This window comes from Maridesulfovibrio ferrireducens (assembly GCF_900101105.1).
GTDB classification, from domain to species: Bacteria; Desulfobacterota; Desulfovibrionia; order Desulfovibrionales; family Desulfovibrionaceae; genus Maridesulfovibrio; species Maridesulfovibrio ferrireducens.
The window spans coordinates 709539-729845 of the sequence record NZ_FNGA01000001.1 but is presented as its reverse complement, the minus strand read 5'-3'; the positions used below and the strand labels follow the sequence as shown (position 1 = coordinate 729845).

The following is a 20307-nucleotide window of genomic DNA, read 5'->3' as shown; positions in this document are numbered from 1 at the left end:
GCTTTAAAATACGTCAAACTCACAGCACATTATACAGACACTAACACAAAAATAAAGCAGAAAATATACCGACTAATGACAAGCTACAAAAGCAAGCAATGCGGCTGTTTCGGAAAGAACAACAGCCCCGCCTAAAAAATCTCCGTTTGCACCGTTCACCTTCTTTGCAAGTCTGTATAAAAACAAAATACATAATGCAGCAAGAAGATAAGTTAGAATCTGAGTATTGAGATCCACAGCAAAGATCCCAGCTACAACTGTTGTAATAAAAGCAAAAGCAATAGAAAACTTATCAGCTCCACACATAAAGAGAGATCCCTGCCCCGGTCTTGCAAAGGATTTTCCGGCCATACACATTACGGCATTCCCAAGCCTTCCAACAACAAAGACCCATAGTACAGCACCTAACGCCCCTGCTTCAAATACATAATAAAAACCAATAAGCTGACCGGTAAGCATTACGACTAAAACTAGAATTCCAAACACTCCAGAACAGCTGTCTTTTATTATGCGCCAGAATTTATCTGGATCAGGAAAAGGCCCAGCTCCGTCTGCAATATCGGCAATGCCATCAAAATGCAGCCCCCGAGTCAGATAAATAGACGCAGCAAGTGTCAACCATGCCTGGATCCAGAACTTCCCCGCAAACAATCCCAGATAAAAAGGAATAATTATCACTGCGCCGAGAGCAAGCCCGCACAGAGGCATCCATTTTACTGTCCGCCTTAAATCTTCCGGTTCAATCTCAAGTATCGGACCGATTCTGGTCATAAACCCGAGAGTAATCAAAAAGTCCCGAACAATCCCAATTCTCATATACCGCCCCATTTAAGCACAAGTGAATCTCCCGGACCAAAATTCAATTTTTCAGCCGCTGAGCCCTGATAAAGTGCCAGTTCGTAAAACCCCTGACTACCTACAATCAAACCTAAAACACCGGATTCAAGCTCTGCATAACAGCATGCGCGTCTAACGCAGCCGGCATCTATTCCCACACATGGAATTTTATCAGGTATAGACATTCGCTCAGGCATAATCTGATTTTCAGGAATATTCAGCACAAGATTTCCGAATCTATCCTTATGCAAAACAACCGCTTCCACTCCGTTTTCCATCCATAAAGGCTTTTTGAGCCCTGTCCGCACAACATCACGAAGCGGAAGCTTCGATCCGAGCATTTCAAGAGAGCTTCCGCAAGCTATATTCGCTGCAATAGGGGCAAAAATATCCCGCCCGTGAAATGTATATGAACTTCTCATCTGATTTGCGGTTTCGCTGAGATCAGTAACAATCATAGTTCCGCAATAATCCGCCTCGGCAAGCTCTACTATGCCGTTGTCTGGAGCAACAACAATGGTGTCGCCAAACTCTGCGGCAATTATTCTTCGCCCGCTCCCGACTCCGGGATCAACCACAGCGACAAAAACCGTATCATCAGGAAAATGTTTTATCGCCGCTGCTAAAAAGAAAGAAGCCTGAGAAATACAAAAAGGCGCAATGCCATGACTGACATCAATAATCCGGGAATCAGGAGCTTTGTCTGCAAGAACACCCTTCATCTGACCGACATATGGATCATCCAGTCCAAAATCAGTTAAAAGCGCGATAGTTCTACTCATAAGCTACCTCGGCACGGAAAAGCCTTTTCCGAGCACGCTGAAGGTTGATTCGATTATTACAAACGCGGCCGGGTCAACATTAAAGATTGTCGATTCAAGTCTTTTAAGTCTGAAAGAATCAACAACAGTCATTACAACAGTGCGCTCCTGACCGGTGTAGCCCCCGCGAGCATTCAGCAAGGTAGTACCCCGCCCATGCCGTGTCATTATTGCGCCGGAAACATCCTCTGGAAAAGACGTTACGATCAGCACCATTTTGCGCTGGTTAAACAACCCTTGCACCAAGTCAGTAGCTGAAGAAGCTATAAAAATCATGGCAAGAGAATAAAGCACATCGTTCAAGTTAAGCCAGACAGTCCCAACTCCCAAAACGATCGCATTGAAAACCATTCCGAACTGTCCAACCCTGATGCCCATTTTTTCACGGGCAACAATCTGCAAAACTCCCAACCCTCCGGTAGAGCCGAGTGAACGCAGCGCTATCCCCGATCCCGCTCCAAGAACGATCCCCCCGGCAAGAACTGCAAGCCATTTATCCTCAAAAGCAAGAGTCCACGGTATAAGATCTATGAATCCACTGAGAGTTACCATACCGTAAAGACTATAGAAAAAAAATTTCTTGCTTACAAAAAACCAACCTATCAAAAAAATTGGTATATTCAGTAAAAAAATCCACACTCCAGAGGACAGAAACGAGAAAATATAATATATAAGCAAAGCAAGCCCTGAAATGCCGCTTGGTAAAAAGGCGTTAGGAATAACAACCGCTTTAATGGCAAAGGCTGTCAGAAAAGAACCTAGCGTTAAAAGGGCTATATTCCACGGAATAGAATAACTCATCTTTTGAAAACGGTTCATAACTGGATCCAAAATAGATCTCCATTCAAGCAAAAATTATTAATTTATAAAAGGCTTGAACTTGAGATTTACACTTTTCTTATAAATATGAAAGAGTCTTAGTTCTACCTCCGCCCCTTTTTACCCTGTTTTATGCACTTGGAAGGCTCGGCGAAAAGTGATAAGCCGTTTTACCATATCTAGATAAGGAGATTTTTGATCCATAATGAAAGCCAAACTTCATCTTCAAAACGTCCTCGGTTCCATTCTTGAAAACAAGGGCTGGGAATGGCCTGAAAAAGCTGTTCTCGAACCCCCTAGAGATAAAAATTTCGGAGACATGTCCGCGAATCTTGCCATGATGCTTTCCAAGCAGGCAAAAATGAACCCGCGTGCCATTGCCGAAGAAATTAAGAATGAACTGGACAATGATCCATATATTGAAAAAGTCGACATTGCAGGACCGGGCTTCCTGAACTTTACTTTTTCCAACGCCTTCTGGCAGAACCTCATTCCTGAAGTTCTCGAAAAAGGTGCTGATTTCGGTCGCTCCGAAATAGGAAAAGGCATAAAAGTTCAAGTTGAATACGTATCTGCCAACCCGACAGGACCTCTGCATATCGGCCACGGACGCGGAGCCGCTCTCGGAGACTGCCTTGTCCGTATTCTGGAATTTACCGGACATACCGTTGAAGCAGAATACTACGTCAATGACGCCGGACGCCAGATGCTTATCCTCGGTAACTCAATCTGGGTAAGATTACAGCAGTCCGAAGGACGCGACATTGTCGATCCTGAAGATTTTTATAAGGGCGAATATATCATTGATATCGCCAAAGAAGTGCTGGCACTCAATCCGACCATTCTTGAAATGGACGAAGCAGATTCGATCGCAATCTGCCGTAAATACGGAATGAACCAGATTCTTGAAGGTATCAAGAAAGACCTCGCAGCTTTTGATGTCCGTCATGATGTATGGTTCTCTGAAGCAAGCCTTGTTTCAGTCGGTAAAGTTGAAGAAACTTTCGCTGACCTCAAATCAAGAGGAATGGCCTACGAAAAAGACGGAGCGCTCTGGTTTAAGAGTACTGACCTCGGTGACGACAAAGACCGCGTACTTCGTAAATCAAACGGAGACCTGACTTATTTCGCGTCCGATATCGCCTACCATGACGATAAATACAAACGCGGTTTCGACAAAGTAGTCGACATCTGGGGTGCAGACCATCACGGTTATGTCCCTCGCATGCAGGCGGCGGTTGAAGCTCTCGGTAAAAAAGGACATCTTGAAGTTATCCTCGTACAGCTTGTTAACTTGCTGCGCGGCGGAGAACAGATTGCAATGTCCACCCGTGCCGGAAAATTCGAGACACTTAAAGACGTGGTCAACGAAGTTGGCCGTGATGCTTCACGTTTCATGTTTCTCTCTCGCAAAAGCGACAGTCATCTCGACTTTGACCTTGATCTGGTCAAACAGAAAACCATGGAAAATCCAGTCTACTATGTGCAATACGCTCACGCGCGTATCTGCTCAGTAATACGCAAGGCCGCAGAACAGGGAATCGAAGTAGGTTCGTGTGATCCGGCCCTTCTGAGCAACTTAGGCAATACTGAAGAACTGGGCCTCATGAAACTTCTGGATCAATTTAATGATGTGGTGGAAAGCGCAGGCGGATATATGAGCCCGCATACCATCAGCTATTATTTGAGAGATCTTGCTAATGCGCTGCATAGATTTTACTCCATGCACCATATTCTTTCAGCTGAAAAAGAAATTATCGCGGCAAGACTCCTCTTGTTGCAGGCCGTGGCAAAAACACTTGCCAATGGTTTGAACCTGCTTGGTGTTTCCGCGCCGGAACAAATGTAACTAACTGTAAGTCTGCAACAAAACGGAGCGACTTCGTGGCTATCCGCAAAAAAAAGACCGGATCAGATTCCTCTCAGGAAAAGACCTATACTTTCACCTTTACTGTGGCGGAAGTCATTGGGCTTTGTTCAGTATGCGTAGCGGCATTATGTGCTTTCTTCGTACTCGGAATTCTGCTCGGCAGAGGATATCAGCCGGAAAAAGACGTCCCGGAACTGGCAATGATGATGCCTACACAATCGGTAAACAGCTCAGGTGAAGTGAAAGGCGGTATTCTGAAACCCGAAGAGTTACAGTATATGGATCAGCTTAAAATAAAGCCTGAAACCTCTGTTAAGCCTGATAAGAAACCTGCGGTTAAAGTAATTGTTGCAAAATCTGAAACAAAAACTACACGAGTAACTCCTGTAGTAAAAACAGAAATTGCCGTTACAGTTCCAGCTGAGCCCAAACAGACTGTCTCAGTTCCTGAACCTCCGGTAGAAATGGATAATCCGGAAGCGGTCGCTGCTCCGGTATACAACTATCTGTATCAGGTTGCATCCTTCGGATCAGAAAGCAAAGCTCAGGAATTTAGAGACAAGCTTCTTACTGACGGCCTTGATTCCTCCATTGAGACAGGCAAAAGCGGAACTAAAACATGGCATAGAGTCCTTGTCAGACATATCGGATCATCTGAAAGCACTCAGAGCATGAGAAATGTTCTGGCTAAATACGGTATCAAAAAACCGATGTTGAAAAGCAAAAAAGCTGTTCAATAAGCCTGATAAGTCAAATTCAATATGCAATAAAAAAAACCCGCTTGAAACTTAGTTTCAAGCGGGTTTTTTTTATAATAAACTCAGAAAGAGTACAGATAGATATCAATCAGCTTTTAAAGCGATATCCGACACCGCGCACAGTCTCGATGTAATCGGCATAGGGGCCGAGCTTCTGACGTAATCGCCGGATATGCGTATCAACTGTTCTCGAATATCCCTCAAAATGAGTATCCCAGACTTTATCAAGAAGGTGATCGCGGGTGCGAACTTTTCCTTCATGCTGCAATAGTTCTGAAAACAGCTTAAATTCTGTTGCAGTAAGAGCCACCAGTTCTCCGTCGCATTCCAGAGTATGAGCCTCGAAATCAACCACGAGACCTTCACGATTCCACTTACCGGGACGTTTCGTTTCAACTTCTGAACCGCGCCTTAAAACAGCTTTTACTCTGAGAACCAATTCACGCGGGCTGAACGGTTTTACAATGTAATCGTCAACCCCGAGTTCAAGCCCCACGACCCTATCTACTTCTTCACCCTTAGCTGTAAGCATTACAACAGGGATGTGCTGCGTTCCCGCTTCATGTTTAAGCCTGCGGCAGACCTCCAGCCCATCAATGCCCGGAAGCATAAGATCAAGCAGAATAAGGTCAGGCTTTTCATTTCTGGCTTGTTCCAGAGCTTTATGCCCGTCCATTGCTGTAACAACGTCAAAACCGGATGAGGTCAAATTATATTTCAGTAATTCAATAGTATCATGATGATCTTCTACGACCAATATTTTATCAATTGACACAATGATCTCCTTTGGAACAGACCATACCTGTAACAACTGTCTCTAATAAGGCGGTATTGTTACAAGTGTGTTAATTATCTCGGTTAAGATTGTTCCTTTTCAGTTTCAGGAGTTTCGCCGGACTGCTTGCCTGTGTCAGACTCTACAGCCCTGAACCCGTCAACAGCTCCTGTTAAACTCTGAACCGTGTAATTCAAACTGGCAACAGTGCGCTTAAACTCTTCAATTGAGCTTGTGGTTCCGACTGCGGATTCACTTAAATCAGACATCGCTTCATTAATCTGCTCAGCACTGTCGGCCTGATCTCCCATTGCCCGTGAAACTTCGGCAAACTTGGGTTTGAGAACTCTCACCTGCTCAGCAATTTGCCCGAGGTCAAGGCTCATCTTCTCCACTTCATCCACACTTGAACGGACTTCGTGATTGAATTTTTCCATTTCCATCACACCGGAACTTACCGCACTTTGCATATCACGAACCATCAATTCAATATCTTCCGCGGCAATAACCGTCTGGTCTGCAAGTCTTCTGATTTCACGAGCTACAACAGAAAAACCCTGACCGAACTGGCCTGCTTTTTCAGCCTCAATAGCGGCATTAAGTGAAAGAAGATTGGTATGATCCGCAATTCTGGCGATAGTTGTTACAATCTGATTAATTTTATTAGCTTTCTCGTTTATAGCTCCAAGTCTGGAAGAAACATTATCTGTGGAATTAACGAGATTAATCAGTGATTTCTCACGCAGTGAAATATTACCTTGAAGCACTTCTGCTAAATCAGCAGACTCTGAGGCATTCACAGCAACTTCTTCCATTACATCAACAAGATTCCTTGATGTTTTGCGGATAAGACTGCTTGTTGCCGTAACTTCATTAGTGGAAGCAGCCTGTCTGGTCACTGCGGAATCAATATCCCCGACTGTCGCACTTATTTTTCTACCGGAAACAGAGACATTATCTCCCGAATCCCGCACTTCGGTTATCAAATCCGAAAGACCTTCAATCATTATTTCAAAAGATTGAACTAAATTTCCAATTTCATTTCCGGATTTTATAATTCTACCCGCAAAGAATTTACCCTGAGCGGCCCGCCTCATATTATGGATTGCCGTATCAGCGCTTTCAAGGTCGCCTTCCGCAATAAATTTAGCAATGCCGGTAATTCTGGAAATAGGATTAAAAATTAAATTAAGCCCGAACAGTAAAAAAGCCAAAGCAAAGGCAATAAAGAAAAAGCCTATAAAAACAACTGATCCAAGGGTTTGATTAGCAACTACATCCATTGCTGAAAGCGGAATAGAAGCAAGCTGAGCACATTCCACCTGCCCCGGTTTACGGTAATATCCACCATCCTTTTCAACCGGATACCGGTCTTTCATGGACTGCGGAGCTTCAGATGGCTTGCCGTGACAAACCATACACCCGGGCTTGTTGGCTTCCCCTTCGGCAATTACATAATAATCCACACCGTTTACATTTCTGATTCCTTCAAAAAAAGGCCGCTGACCATTCTTTGCAAGCTTATCAAGATCCTCAATTATAAGGGATTCATCCTCAGTCGCCATATTTTCAGGATTTCGCGGTTTGGTTGAAGCCGTCTTATACAAAAGTTCATGCTTAAACTGATCCGGAATGCGACTGAAAACTCCGTTGGCAGTAAATGAAGTGGACTGTAATTCAGGCATGAACTGATTCTTCGGCAACAATTCTGTAGCCTTAGGACGGATCACTGCGCTGGTATGCTTACGAACAGCCATCATGGAGTGCAACATGATTTCAGCTTTACCCCGATATTCCTGCATAAGCGTTTTATGGGTATAATTTGAAATCAAAAACAAAATGGCCATAGTAAGGACCAAACAAAAAACAACACACCCTATCATGAACTGTTTGCGGATATTCATATTCCACCCTCTTTGTGACTCAAAACAAAGCTGCTATTCAAAAACAAATTCGACCATTGAAAAATCGTCATCGTACTCTTCGCGTCCCTGAAGTTCTTTGGTGTGACCTATAAGCATATCAATAGGACTGCCGAGCGGGCCTGTTGTTGACGCCATAAAATTTACAAAACTTTCAAAGTCCCACATTTTACCGTCAGATACTTTTTTCAGCTCATATACCCCGTCACTGTAGAGGAAAAAACGAGCTCCGGGCTTTACCGTTATTGAGTCACTGGTATATTCCATATCCGGCATACCGCCCACAATCATGCCCGGAGTTCTGAGCTGTGCAACTTCATCTCCGTTCATAAGTAAAGCTGGTGGATGTCCGCCGCTGGAATAGGTCAAAGTGCGGTCTGATTTTTTATAAACTCCATACCACATAGTGAAATATAAATTGTTCTGCTGATCCATCTGAAAGGATTCATTCAGAGCGAAAAGCACTTCATCAGGCTTATGAAAATCTGTGTCAGGAAGAGTCTGTGAACGCAAAACGTTCATGGCGGAAACGGAGAGTAACGCAGAACCGACTCCATGATCACAGACATCAAGCAGATAAATGGCAAAATGATCATCATCAAGCCAGTGATACCCGAAAGAATCTCCGCCGAGAGAGGCTGACGGAAGGAATCTCCAATCGGCCTGAATTTCGCCCTCCGCAACTGGAAGTGGCAAAAGAGAAGTTACATAATCAGCCGCAACTGCCAGCTCTTTACGCATGGCATCCCTGCTTTCAAGAAGCTGTTTATACGCTTCATTTCTCTGAAGCAGGTTGATGTAAGCTTTTGAATGATATCTGATGCGTGCGAGAAGTTCGATTCTGTCCGGCAATTTAACCAGATAGTCATTTGCGCCGAGAGCGAAAGCTTCAGCTTTAGTGGTCGCTTCTTCTTTGGTGGAAAGCACAATCAGCGGAATATTTTTAAGTTTTGAATTGGCCCGCATAAACTTTACCATGGTCATACCGTCAATCTCTGGCATAACCAGATCCTGTAAAATAACGGTCGGCTCCAACTTTTCGGCAGTGGGAATTGCAATAGTAGGATCACTGACAAAATGAAAATCTATATCCTTTTCTTCAGCCAGCATTCTACGCACAGCTTCGCCCACCATAGGCTGATCATCTATTAAAAGTACGCTGATTTTATGCTCAGTCAGCAACTTTTCATTCATAACAGAATTTGTCATTTAACAGTCTCCGTGAAATAGTTTACTTAAAATGTCTGATCAAAACCTGCGCCATATTATCAATAGAGCTTACCTTCCGAGCCGCGTCTATCTTCACCGCTGCTCCGGGCATTCCCCACACAACACTGCTCTCTTTATCCTGTGCAATGGTCATCCAGCCCTTTTCTCTTAACTCGAGAAGACCTTTCGCACCATCCGCGCCCATTCCCGTCAAAAGAACTGCGGCTGAACCTTCGGGTATCCCGGCACAACAGAGGCTCTTAAAAAAAATATCCACCGAAGGAACATACAAACTCTCCCCCGGTCCATCTGTAAGATGAACAATCCCGCCCGTTCCCAGAAGCATATTTCTATTCCCGGGAGCCAGAAGAACTTTACCAGCGTGTAAAATGTCGCCTCTTTTTGCCAGGCTAACTTCCAATTTAGTCTGTCCGTTAAGCCAATTAGCGAGATTTTCCGAAAAACTCCCGTCCACATGCTGAATAATGACAATCGCAGCAGGAAAATCAGACGGCAAAGCTCCGAGAACTGTTGCCAAAGCCGTCGGCCCACCTGTAGAGCTTCCGATTGCAAGCAGTCTGGGAGTTCTTTTTAAAGAAGCAACAGTAACCGGTTTAACCTCTTTTTCTACCTCAACGCCTTGCAATCTTCTGATCAGTGAAATTTTAGCAGTAAGATTTTTTGCCCCTTCAAGCGCACCACCTATTCCCATCTCAGGAGTGGTAACAACATCGAGCGCTCCGGCACCCATTGCTTCAAATACTTTTGAAGCATTGCTCTCAATACTGGCTGTAACAACCAATATGGAACAGGGACATTCCTTCATTATGCGGCGGGTTGCTTCTGCTCCGTCCATCACCGGCATAATCAGATCCATCAGCACAATATCAGGAACATCTCTACAGCATTTAGTAACAGCCTCTTCACCGTTAAATGCGACCCACGCCACTTGAAATCCAGCCCCGTTAACAATTCTTTTCAGGACTTCCACAGCCATTGCCATATCATTGACTATACCAATTCTCACTTCATAACCTCACCGATCAGATCTTCAACAGCTGTCAAAAGAGTCTCATCATGGAAGCTGCTTTTCGTAAAATAATAATCCGCTCCTGCTTCTAGCCCGCGCAATTTATCTTCCTCCCGATCTTTATATGAAACCATCATCACCGGAATGGATTTCAAGTCAGAATCGGATTTTATCTTTTTGGTCAATTCCAGCCCGTTCATTCTAGGCATATCAACATCCGTAACAACCAGATCATAATGGCCTGTAGCAAGGGCGTTAAAGCCGTCCATTCCATCTACTGCGGTATCTACTTCATAGCCGTGATTGGTTAAAAGCTTACGCTCAACTTCCCGAACAGTTAGAGAATCATCAACAACCAGAATTCGCTGAACCGGACCTTTATCAACGACATCCATACCGACTTTGCTGAGTCTTCCGCCTGAAAGCAGATTATCAATTGAGCGTACAAGATCTTCAGCATCTAAAATCAGAACAGGCGAACCGTCAGGCATGAGCGCTACGGAATTAACATCAGGCACGTTGCCGAATCTGTGATCAAGCGGCCTGACTACAAGGTCCTGCTCTCCCATGAAATCATCAACAACCAGCCCGTATTTATTCATACGATCACTGATAACAACTACCTTAACAGTCTCTTCTTCTTTTTTTGAAGTCTCTGTACCAAGAATTTGCGAAGCCGGAACAAGCCCGACATTAGCATTATCAAGAGAGACATATTGTCTATCTTCGACGAGCTTCAACTGAGCAGGTAGAATAGAAGCAATCCGACTGATACGGCTTAGCGGAAGGGCGTATGGTTCACCGGAAATTTCAACCAGAAGAGTGCGTATGACCGAAAGGGTCAGCGGTAACTGCATGGAAAAAGACATTCCCTCACCGGGAACAGAATCAGCTCTTACTGTTCCGCCAACTTCCTGAACCATGGCATGCACAACATCAAGCCCGACTCCACGCCCTGAAATTTCAGTGACTTTTCCAGCGGTCGAGAAGCCCGGAAGGAACAAAAATTCCATCAGTTCAGCGCGACTCATTTCAGCCGCCATTCTGCCCGGTGCAAGTTTCTTTTCAACGACCTTGGCTCTGATACTTTCGGGGTTTATCCCTTTGCCGTCATCACGAACTTCAATGAAAAGCATTCCCGCCCTGTGTCCGGCAATAACTTTAATGGTACCTTTCGAAGGTTTTCCAGCGGCAATCCGGTCCGGTCCCATTTCAATACCATGGTCAACCGAATTCCTGATTATATGATTCAGCGGAGCTTCAAGCCGTTCAAGGATATCCCTGTCCACGGCTGTGGCTTCTCCTTCAACCACAAAATCAACCTCTTTTCCAAGAGAACGGGCAAGATCCCGCACCAAGCGGGGAAAACCACGTCCCCCGTCGGAGAAAGGCCGCATACGGCTGGCAACAACTTCATTATAAAGTCTGCCGGAAATATTATCCGAACGTCTGCGATAGGTATCAAAATCACTGGAATACGTTGCCAGTAATATTTGATTTTCACTCATAACAGCCTTTATCTCGTCCATTATATATGACAAAGATTCGCCGTTTCCTACTCTTTCTCCCGCGCTTTCAAAGGCTTTCATCAAATCGCGCTGACCGGATTTCAACCTGAGTAACGAGGAGGCAAAAGTACCGAGCCTTCCGGCCTCAACCAGACTTTCTCCGGCAAGAGCCATCAACCTGTTAAGGTTGCCTGCGGAGACTCTAACAACTGCGTCATTACTTTTTAAACTCTTTTTTAGCGGTGAAGCAGGCTCTTTAACTTCAGGCTTACTTTTTTTATCAGAAATTTCTTTTTCATTTTCTTCCGGCAAAGAGACCGCTGTTTCCTTATCTGAAGCAATATCAGCATGGACAGATTTTATCTCCGAAAGTACCTTTTTAACCTCAGCTTCATCACCACGAAGTCCTTTTTCAAGCAGATCCATTGTGGGCTTCTCATCTGTCAAAAAACCCTGAATAGCATCTGTATCAAGCTGGGCAACTTCCCCGTAAATGTCGGTTGAGGCGAGCAGAACATCTATTTGATCCGCCGTCAGCTTAACTTCACCTTTCTGACAGGCAACCAGCAAATCTTCCATCGCATGTGCAAGAGCAACTGCATCCGTCAGACCCACAATTCTGGCAGCCCCTTTCATTGAATGGGCTGCGCGCATCAAAGGTTCAACCTTATCGGCAGACTGATCCTTTTCGAGTGCCAGAAGACCGGCTGTAAGTGACTGTGAATTGCTCTCTGCTTCCATGCGGAAAAGATCGAGCATGGAGAGATCTGCAAGTGGAATGTCCACTTTGGGCTCAACCGGAGAGGCTTGTTCAACCGGAAGTTTTACAACTGGGGGCTCCACAACCTGAGGCTCAGAAATTTCTGGAACAGTACTTTGAACAGACGGAGGTTTGGCTAATTCCTTAGCTACACTCTGCATAGAAGAAGAATTATCAGACAGCCATGTTTCGAGCTGATCAGCTTCAGTTTTAGCCATTTCAGAAAAGAAATCCGTTGCGGCAAGCAATCTGTCTATATCCTGAGAAACTAAAACTCGTTCGCCTTTACGACACGCTTCGAGGACATCCTCCATAGCGTGAGAAAGTTCAACGACTCCGTTCAGTCCGACAATTCGCCCCGCTCCTTTTAAAGAATGGGCGGCCCGCATGAGCGGTTCCACATTCTCAGGAGACTGATCCTTTTCAAGTTCAAGCAGACCGGAAGATAAAGACTGAGAGTGACTCTCCGCTTCCATACGAAAAAGATCGAGCATAGAGGCATCCGCCAGTGCTACTTTCTTTTTGGGTGAAGCTTCTAAAATTTCGGGTTTAGATTCTGGTTCTGGTTTAAGCGTGGGCACAGGTATAGGTTCAACGTCTTTTCCTTTTTGCAAAGAAGAGACTATTTCCGTGCGGGAGGAACTATTATCTTCAAGCCACTTATCCATTTCTTCCACTTCCACAGCGGCAAGATTGGATAAAAATTCAGTAGCTGAAAGCATCCCCTCAATAAGACTTGCCGAGGCCGCAACTTTCCCGCTCCGGCATAGTTCCAAAACGGATTCAAGCGTTCCGGCAACTTCTATTGCGTCAGCAAGGCCGACTATACGAGCCGCTCCTTTAAGAGACGCTGCCGCACGCATAAGAGGTTCCACCAGTTCAGAGGAGTGATCTCCTTCTGCAAGGGTGGGCAAGCCCGAGAATAGCACCTTAGTGTGGTTTTCAGCCTCCATGCGAAAAAGCTCAAGCATGGAAAGATCGCCCATATCGCGCGTCACGTTAAATACTCCCTGTCAGGCTGTCCAAAATTTCCGCCACTATTTTATGATGCGATTAAATGCTTCAAATAACAACTCTTCATCGAGAAGAGATACCCGTTTTTCATCAAGATCAAACAACCCTTTGGTATACGCAGCAGGAGCTTTTGAAACGGTAGCAGGGGCATCAAGCAAAGCATCAGCAAAGTAATGATGCACTCCCAAAACCTCGTCAGCTTCAAAAATCCACCGGCCAAGTCCCCGATCTAAACAGATGAACCTGCTGTAAACTCTGAACCCTTTTTCTTCTTCAGTAAGATATTCCCTTTCAAGCCCCAAAAGGTCACGGACTGAAACAACAGGGACTATCTGCCCTTGAAGACTTGATAATCCTTTAAAATATTTACCACTTTTATGAGGAACAGGCCGTATCTTTCTAAGTTCGAGAACTGAAACAAAAACAAGTGATGACAGAGCCAGCCATTCTTTTGAAATTCTAAATACAACGGCCCCGGAAGTTTCTGCGACCTCTTCATCTTTGGCAATTGAAACCGCCACAGAATTTTCAGCCAGATACCCTTCGGGAGGTTCTCTATGTAAAAGGCTCAATCCGGCTTGAGTGAACTGCGGGCAATTAAAGCAATGGCTCCACTTCGTAAGCTCTGGACATGACCTGTCACCGACATAACCTATTTCATTCCAACAGGTATCGAGCATTAGCCGGCCTCATTTTGCTTTTCGGCCCGCCGGACCCGGTTACGAAGAAGAACAGCCTTACGTTCATCACCTCTGGTTTCGACCAGCAGCGCAAGGTGCACCAGAGAATCCAAGTGCTGCGGATTCAAATACAATGCTTTTCCATAATACTCTTCAGCCTGCATAGGCTCTCCCTGTGCTTCATAAAGTAAACCGCACAAGTGCAGAACATTCGCCTCAGGACCGTCACTCACCAGAATATTCTGACATAATGACAAGGCTTTTGAGGTTTCTCCCCTGTCTGCCAAAAGCCTAACCTCATCTAATGAAAACTTCATGTTTTCAAGCTGTTGAGATGTATCTTTATCAACCAACGGCTTCTTAATTAATCTTTTTTTACGTTGTTCAGACAAAACCAAGTCACTACGAACTGGATAAGCCGGATATTTCGGTTTGATGCAGTTAAAAGACTTAACTGCCCTGTCTACGCTTTTCTTTTCTGTCTTCTTAAAAGCAAAAACCCCGGACCTTTTTACCTGAGTGAAATATTTATTAAAAAGCGGTAAGGCCTCAGCATGCCCCACAAAAAGCAACCCGTCCTTTTTCAATCTTTCATTAAACAGTTCAGCTAAACATTCCCTTGAACTTTCATCTAGATAAATGATCAAATTCCTGCAAAAAATAGCATCGTATTGTCCAAGCGGAAGCTCCCCCTCAACAATATTCCCTGAATAGAAACTTACAACATCCTTAACCCTATCGACCAACTTCCGCCCTTGTTCACATTTTTTAAAACAATTTTTAGCGTAAACAGGCAATTCTGATCTAAACGAGTTGTCCGTATAAATTCCGTCTTTAGCTCTGGATAATGCACGTTTGCTGATATCCACAGCATCAACCTTGATGCGATCTGTAGACAGTCCAGCCCCCATAAGAGCCATAGCAACAGAATAAGGCTCCTCTCCTGTAGAACATGGAGCGCTTAACACTTTATACACGTCTCTGCGGCAACTCACGGCTGTTTCTGAAAGCAGTTCAAAAGGTTTTGTATCCCTAAAAAACCACGTCTCAGGCACAACAATCTCTTCAATCAGCTCTGAAATTTCCTGTTCATCAGTTTGAAGCAGCCTCAGATATTCAAGTTCGCTGCAACCAGCCGCCCGCATCCTTACCTGCAAGGCATGACAGACTCCTGATTTTCCGAGAGATTCCGGAGCAAGGCCCATGGCCCTTTTAAGGATTTTTTGAAACGGCTCAAGATTCATATTTTAACCATCAACCTGTTCTATTTCTGACTTGGAAAAAAGAACTGTCCGCAACTCATCAGAAAGCAGTTTGCCCGGTTTAATAAGTTGAAGCATACCACCTTCAATTCTCGCAACCTTTCCAAGCCACGGAGCATCCGGAATTTCTAAGCCGGAAGATTCAAAATCCGAATCAAAAAGTTTTACAGTTTCAGTTATATTTTCCGCAAGCAAACCCAGATACCTTTCTCCCCGCTCTTCAGCAGAATCAATATCCGCAAAATCTAAAATAATTACCCGGGTACTCATCAAAGGTTTGCAAGCCGTATCAGTCGCAAGCATTGAGAGATCCACAACAGGTGTAATTGTACCACGATAGTTAAATATTCCCTTAACATACCCCGGAGAACGCGGAAGTTCTTTATAAATAGTAGGAGGAACAACCTCAGCGACAAAGCGGGCTTCAAGTCCGTAAGCGTATTGTCCTATTCTGAAAGTAAGAACGAGCATTACTCACTCACCTTGAAACGCGAAACTTCATCACGCAACCCCTGAACAGCCTCATTAAGCTGAGATGCAGCCCGGTTGAACTCTCCAAGCGCTTCGGAAGTATGAGTTGCCGTATCTGAAAGTTGCCCCAGGGCCTCGCTTATCTGTTCCGCGCCTTCGGCCTGTGCAGACATACCGTCATTCACCAACTCAATTCTGGGGTTAAGATCTCGAACTCCCATCATAATTCCATCAAGCTTCTTTCCAAGCTTTACGGCCTTTCCGGCTCCGCAACGGACATCATCAGCAAAACGATCCATCTCAACAACTCCTGAATCAACCGCAACACGCATGTTACCGATCATATTCTCAATTTCAAGAGCCGCTACAGAAGTCTGATCCGCAAGTCGCCTTATCTCTCCGGCAACAACAGAGAAGCCCTGTCCGAACTTTCCTGCCTTTTCAGCCTCAATTGCCGCATTCAGGGACAGTAAATTTGTCCTGTCCGCAACTTTTGTGATTGTCCCGACAATCCCCTCAATAGAATTTGCCCTTTCATTAATTCCGGCTAATTTATCAGTGATACTTGAAGTGGCAACGCTTAGATCATTCATGATTCGAATCATGGTCTTCAACCCATCCTGACCTTCCTGTGCCAGCAGAGCCATGTTTGAAGCAGAGGCGGTAACTTCCTGCATGGTTCCGGCCAATTCGCCCGAATTTGCAGAAATTTCCGTACTGGTCGCGCTTATCTGAGTAGTTGCAGAAGCCTGCTGATTAAAGGTGATATCCAGCTGTCTGGCCGAAGCGGCAATTTCCGTAGAAGAAGTCGTTACCTGAATTCCTGAGCGCTGAACCTGTCCCACAAGGGAACCGAGGTTCTCGACCATATCCCTGACCGCTAGATATAGCTGCCCAGTCTCATCAAGATTCTCCTGCCGATCGACATTCCGGGCTGCTTTGCGGGCATTAGGACAAACCTTTTCAATCATCTCAATAGAACGCTTGGCTTCGAAAATATCTCCGTTTGCAATCATTTTAGAGATACCAACCATATGGCTTATGGGGTTGGCGATAAGCCCGCTCGCATACATTGACACTGCCAGTGTCAAAAGCAGCAAGACAAAACCCGTAATGCCAAGCCACTGAGTAAGTTTCTCCATTGCCCCGGACAGTCGATCGCGAATACCGTTATATTCATCAAGATAGACTCCGGAACCGATGACCCAGCCCCACGGCGCAAAATATGTGTAAACAGAAAGTTTCATCCGCCCTTCATCGTCAGGGCTTAATTTCCAAAGATATTCCTTAGTCAAAAGCTTACCTTCTCCGGCGTTGACTGCTTGCGTAATCAACTCTGCGACAAAAGCCTTGTGTTCCTTTCCTATTTTTGATTTTGCTTCTTCTTCAGAACTGCTGAAATGTGATAAAATATATTCCCCGCGATCTTTTCCCTTGGTGCCGAGAACCCAGACAAAACCGGATTTATTAATAGAAGTCTTAAGGATGGACTTGTGCAGATTGTCAGAAATATCATCACGCATGTGGACACTAAGCATACCCACAACAGCCCCTTCCTGATCCCGGAGAGGTGAAAAAGCAATGAACTTGATGCCGTCATCCTCTTCACAATGCAGACTTACAGGCCGTCCGGAAAGAATCTCATCAATAATAAATTTTCTGTTTCCTTCGGCACTTAGTGAATAATAGACACTGCCAAGTTTCATGCTTTCGTTTTCAACTTTAGAAGTCGTATCGACAACCAGCATGTCTCCTTCAGGATTAATACGCTGATAAACAGTGCAATAAGCTCCGGAAATTTTAGAGGCATTAACCAATAGGGGAAGTGACTCTTTTTTGCGCTTACTATAAGTCAAACTATAATCACCGATCATAAGCACGGGAACGGTAATTTTTTTCTGTTTTACTCGCGAATTTACAAGCGACCATTCCGATTCTTGTTTCAAAAATCTGATGTCGCCGCCCTCGTCAATCATTGCCTGCAAGGCCATTACAGCCCGCTTTGTTTCAAGCACAAGCAACTCATTCGAAGTTCGGCACTCCTCGTAAAGATCACCGGTTACCTGAGAAACATGGGATGTTATAAGAGTGTGAATTTCCGAAGCGACACTTTCTCTTAAACTGGATTCCAAAATATTGGTGAGAAAAAGCATTGCCACAATGGGAATTACAGCAGCTCCACAGGCAATCATGATTATTTTTCTTCTTAAGGAAAAGCGCATCAGGGAATTCCCGTCCTCTCACCTGAAAAGGCTTGGCAGAGGGTTATTATTACAGATTACAAAAATATTTTTAAACCATAACAAAAGTACTAAGCAACGGCTATACTCACAAACCCTTTCTATTTATTTTATTTGATTAAATCAACGTTAAGCAGCATCTATCCATATTTATTAAAAAATATTTTTTTTACCCGTAAAGTGATCCGTTCTTTTGACCGATATTTTAACTATGAACACGTGAGGCATCTCCACGCCGGATGAATGTCGCCACTCATGGAGGAGTGTATGTATTATCACGGATTTGATAATAAAACTGTATCTGCCAACAAGTACTGGACCAGCAAGGATGATGAGCTAGTATCCTCGCTCTTCGCAAAAATCATCAACAAAACCGTTACCAGTTGCGAAATCGCTCCGGAACAGGACCAGCTGGTAGAACAGATGGTCAACAACCTTTTTGATTTATGTTTTTATATTAATAAAGACGTTCATAACTGCTGAGCTACAGACTGCACTTTTTCAGCAAATGCAAAAAAACCCCGGCTACCAATGGTAGTCGGGGTTTTTGTATAGACATTTGCTCTTTTCTCGGAGCATTTTGAACTAAAATGAATAGACTAGCTTACCTGTGCAAGACGGGGAGCGTTTTTAGCCTTTTCTTCTTCAGCTCTCTTACGCAGGTAGTGAACCATTGTGAGAATTGCTGTGATTGCTTCAAAGCCTTCCTGCTCAACGATATTAACCAAGTCTTCTTTAGGGTCAGCCTGCAAAGCGCTCTTGAGAGCCTTGGAATATCTTCCGAAACCGTCCATCAAATCAAGCGCCATGTAGTTTGCTTCATCAGGATCACCAGGATTGATGTCCATAGGAACGAGTACGTAACCCATAATGTTGGCAAGTCTGGTGAGAGGACGAATACTTCCTGTAGATCTCATGAGAGGAACAAGCTCCTCAATACCAACCTTCGCACCCTTATCTTCAGGATTAATCTCACGAAGAAGTGTTGGGTAAGGTTTGCTTATTTCAGTAGCAACATCACGAGCAGGTTTTTCGTTTTTAAGTACAACATCCTGCAAAAGCTTAGTAAGTTCATTATTTCCCATAGTGTGTCTCCTTGACTTTATTATAATATATTTATTTAATCTTAAGAATGTTAAGCTAAAATCATGCCATTGCATTCTAAAATAACTTAGGATCATTAAGTCTTAAATTAAAACATGTTACAGAAACTTAACCGAAAAGGCTTATTATTATTTTACTACCAAACAAGAACTTTTACTGCGAGACAGGAATAACTATTATCCTGTAAATCACACCCAGCTCGTAAACAAGGCTATACAGCGAATACTCAGCCCTTGCAAGTATAGAATTAATCAATTTTTAAATTATTCTATTTTAGTATGGAATCTTCATCAAAAGTAAAGGGCGTCACCAGCCGGCAACGCCCTTTAATATTTAATCATACGTGATCTAGCAATCAAGATTCAGTGATTCTAAAAATAGTTGCCCTGAAAAAGTAAGTTCAGCGCCGCCCTGAAGAAAAACACCTTCGCCTTCGATTATAACCTTAAGAATTTCACCGCCGGAAGTTTTGACACGGACCGCCGCATCTGTAAGCCCCAGCCTATGCAAAGTAACTTGCACCGCGCTGACGCCTGTTCCGCAAGCATATGTTTCGTCTTCAACACCGCGTTCATAGGTCCGCACGATAAGACTGTCGTTGTCATCAATCTGAACAAAATTAACGTTGCTTCCTGCCGGTGCAAAATCTTTATGATATCTGAATGCACTTCCCAGTTTTTTGATGTCAACGGTCGCAACATCCGCAACCTGAACGACTATGTGAGGTACTCCGGTATTCGCAAAGTGGTAATGATGTTCCACTCCATCAATCTCAAGAGTCTGATTAAGCTTCACATCTTTAGGTTCGGTTAACTGTACTTTAACCTCTTCCTGCAAAGGAAACACCTGCACTTTGATAGGACCGGCATCAGAGCCGAAAGTATGCTGTTCTCCGGCTATACCGAGAGCGTGAGCAAGTCGTCCGACGCAACGGGAAGCGTTTCCGCACATCTCAGCTCTTGATCCGTCTGAATTATAAAACTGCCATTTAAAATCTAAACCGGAACCTTCGCCCGCATTTTCAATAAAAAACAGCCCGTCAGCATAAATTCCAAAAGCCCGTTTACAAATTTTTTCAGCCCATTCAGGCATTTTTTCCACGGGAACACCGAGTTCGCGGTTATCGATTACAACAAAATCATTACCGCAACCCTGCATTTTATAAAAAGGAATACTTTTACCGAACATTTGACTCATATATGGCCTCTCTTAAATATGACTTACTTT

17 protein-coding genes are annotated in these 20307 nt (G+C 44.3%); 3 read left to right on the top strand and 14 right to left on the bottom strand.

The genetic code is table 11. The features are described from left to right. Positions 1 to 72 precede the first annotated feature (72 nt). From BLT41_RS03275 to BLT41_RS03265, 3 genes are read right to left on the bottom strand one after another with little or no spacing between them, the layout of a single operon-like run. The gene (locus BLT41_RS03275) at positions 73 to 816 is read right to left on the bottom strand and encodes an adenosylcobinamide-GDP ribazoletransferase (protein WP_092158193.1); all 744 of its coding nucleotides are present in this window, start codon (positions 814 to 816) and stop codon (positions 73 to 75) included. Then, positions 813 to 1619 (bottom strand): SAM hydrolase/SAM-dependent halogenase family protein, encoded by an 807-nt coding sequence (locus BLT41_RS03270; protein WP_092158191.1) that lies wholly within the window; start codon positions 1617 to 1619, stop codon positions 813 to 815. Before BLT41_RS03270 ends, BLT41_RS03275 begins: the two co-directional genes overlap by 4 nt. Before the next feature lie 3 nt (positions 1620 to 1622). Continuing rightward, on the bottom strand, positions 1623 to 2477 hold the full coding sequence (locus BLT41_RS03265; RefSeq protein ID WP_092158814.1) for a YitT family protein: 855 nt from the start codon (positions 2475 to 2477) through the stop codon (positions 1623 to 1625). 205 nt (positions 2478 to 2682) lie between these two features. On the opposite strand from BLT41_RS03265, the gene argS reads away from it, so the two are divergent. Both argS and BLT41_RS03255 read left to right on the top strand, forming a co-directional pair. Continuing rightward, positions 2683 to 4326: an arginine--tRNA ligase gene (gene argS / locus BLT41_RS03260; protein ID WP_092158189.1), complete on the top strand. Its 1644-nt coding sequence runs from the start codon at positions 2683 to 2685 to the stop codon at positions 4324 to 4326. 35 nt (positions 4327 to 4361) lie between these two features. Next, positions 4362 to 5087 carry an SPOR domain-containing protein gene (locus tag BLT41_RS03255; RefSeq protein WP_092158187.1) on the top strand — a complete coding sequence of 242 codons (726 nt, stop codon included), beginning with the start codon at positions 4362 to 4364 and terminating at the stop codon, positions 5085 to 5087. Positions 5088 to 5193: 106 nt separating this feature from the next. On the opposite strand, the gene BLT41_RS03250 is transcribed toward BLT41_RS03255, so the two are convergent. From BLT41_RS03250 to BLT41_RS03210, 9 genes are all read right to left on the bottom strand, one after another. Beyond that, complete coding sequence (locus tag BLT41_RS03250; RefSeq protein WP_092158185.1) at positions 5194 to 5880, bottom strand: response regulator; 687 nt, start codon at positions 5878 to 5880, stop codon at positions 5194 to 5196. An 83-nt stretch (positions 5881 to 5963) separates the two neighbouring features. After that, positions 5964 to 7784 (bottom strand): methyl-accepting chemotaxis protein, encoded by a 1821-nt coding sequence (locus tag BLT41_RS03245; RefSeq protein WP_092158183.1) that lies wholly within the window; start codon positions 7782 to 7784, stop codon positions 5964 to 5966. Between the two features lie 33 nt (positions 7785 to 7817). Continuing rightward, entirely contained in the window at positions 7818 to 9011 is a 1194-nt protein-coding gene (locus tag BLT41_RS03240) for a SpoIIE family protein phosphatase (RefSeq protein WP_092158181.1), read from the bottom strand. Between the two features lie 22 nt (positions 9012 to 9033). Next, on the bottom strand, positions 9034 to 10038 hold the full coding sequence (gene cheB / locus BLT41_RS03235) for a chemotaxis response regulator protein-glutamate methylesterase (RefSeq protein ID WP_092158179.1): 1005 nt from the start codon (positions 10036 to 10038) through the stop codon (positions 9034 to 9036). Continuing rightward, entirely contained in the window at positions 10035 to 13307 is a 3273-nt protein-coding gene (locus BLT41_RS03230; RefSeq protein ID WP_092158177.1) for an Hpt domain-containing protein, read from the bottom strand. Before BLT41_RS03230 ends, cheB begins: the two co-directional genes overlap by 4 nt. A gap of 39 nt (positions 13308 to 13346) precedes the next feature. Next, entirely contained in the window at positions 13347 to 14003 is a 657-nt protein-coding gene (locus BLT41_RS03225; RefSeq protein WP_092158175.1) for a chemotaxis protein CheW, read from the bottom strand. Beyond that, positions 14003 to 15247, bottom strand: coding sequence for a CheR family methyltransferase (locus BLT41_RS03220; protein WP_092158173.1), 1245 nt, complete (start codon positions 15245 to 15247; stop codon positions 14003 to 14005). The genes BLT41_RS03225 and BLT41_RS03220 overlap by 1 nt, the downstream gene beginning before the upstream one ends. A gap of 3 nt (positions 15248 to 15250) precedes the next feature. Further along, on the bottom strand, positions 15251 to 15736 hold the full coding sequence (locus tag BLT41_RS03215) for a chemotaxis protein CheW (protein WP_092158171.1): 486 nt from the start codon (positions 15734 to 15736) through the stop codon (positions 15251 to 15253). Next, on the bottom strand, positions 15736 to 17958 hold the full coding sequence (locus BLT41_RS03210) for a methyl-accepting chemotaxis protein (RefSeq protein WP_092158169.1): 2223 nt from the start codon (positions 17956 to 17958) through the stop codon (positions 15736 to 15738). The genes BLT41_RS03215 and BLT41_RS03210 overlap by 1 nt, the downstream gene beginning before the upstream one ends. Positions 17959 to 18243: 285 nt before the next feature. On the opposite strand from BLT41_RS03210, the gene BLT41_RS03205 reads away from it, so the two are divergent. Next, a complete protein-coding gene (locus tag BLT41_RS03205; protein WP_092158167.1) occupies positions 18244 to 18459 on the top strand; it encodes a hypothetical protein in 216 nt (71 codons plus the stop codon). A 116-nt stretch (positions 18460 to 18575) separates the two neighbouring features. Here BLT41_RS03205 and BLT41_RS03200 read toward each other — a convergent pair whose 3' ends face one another. After that, positions 18576 to 19061, bottom strand: coding sequence for a phage regulatory CII family protein (locus BLT41_RS03200; RefSeq protein WP_092158165.1), 486 nt, complete (start codon positions 19059 to 19061; stop codon positions 18576 to 18578). A gap of 367 nt (positions 19062 to 19428) precedes the next feature. Beyond that, the gene (gene dapF, locus BLT41_RS03195; RefSeq protein ID WP_092158163.1) at positions 19429 to 20277 is read right to left on the bottom strand and encodes a diaminopimelate epimerase; all 849 of its coding nucleotides are present in this window, start codon (positions 20275 to 20277) and stop codon (positions 19429 to 19431) included. Positions 20278 to 20307: the final 30 nt, after the last annotated feature.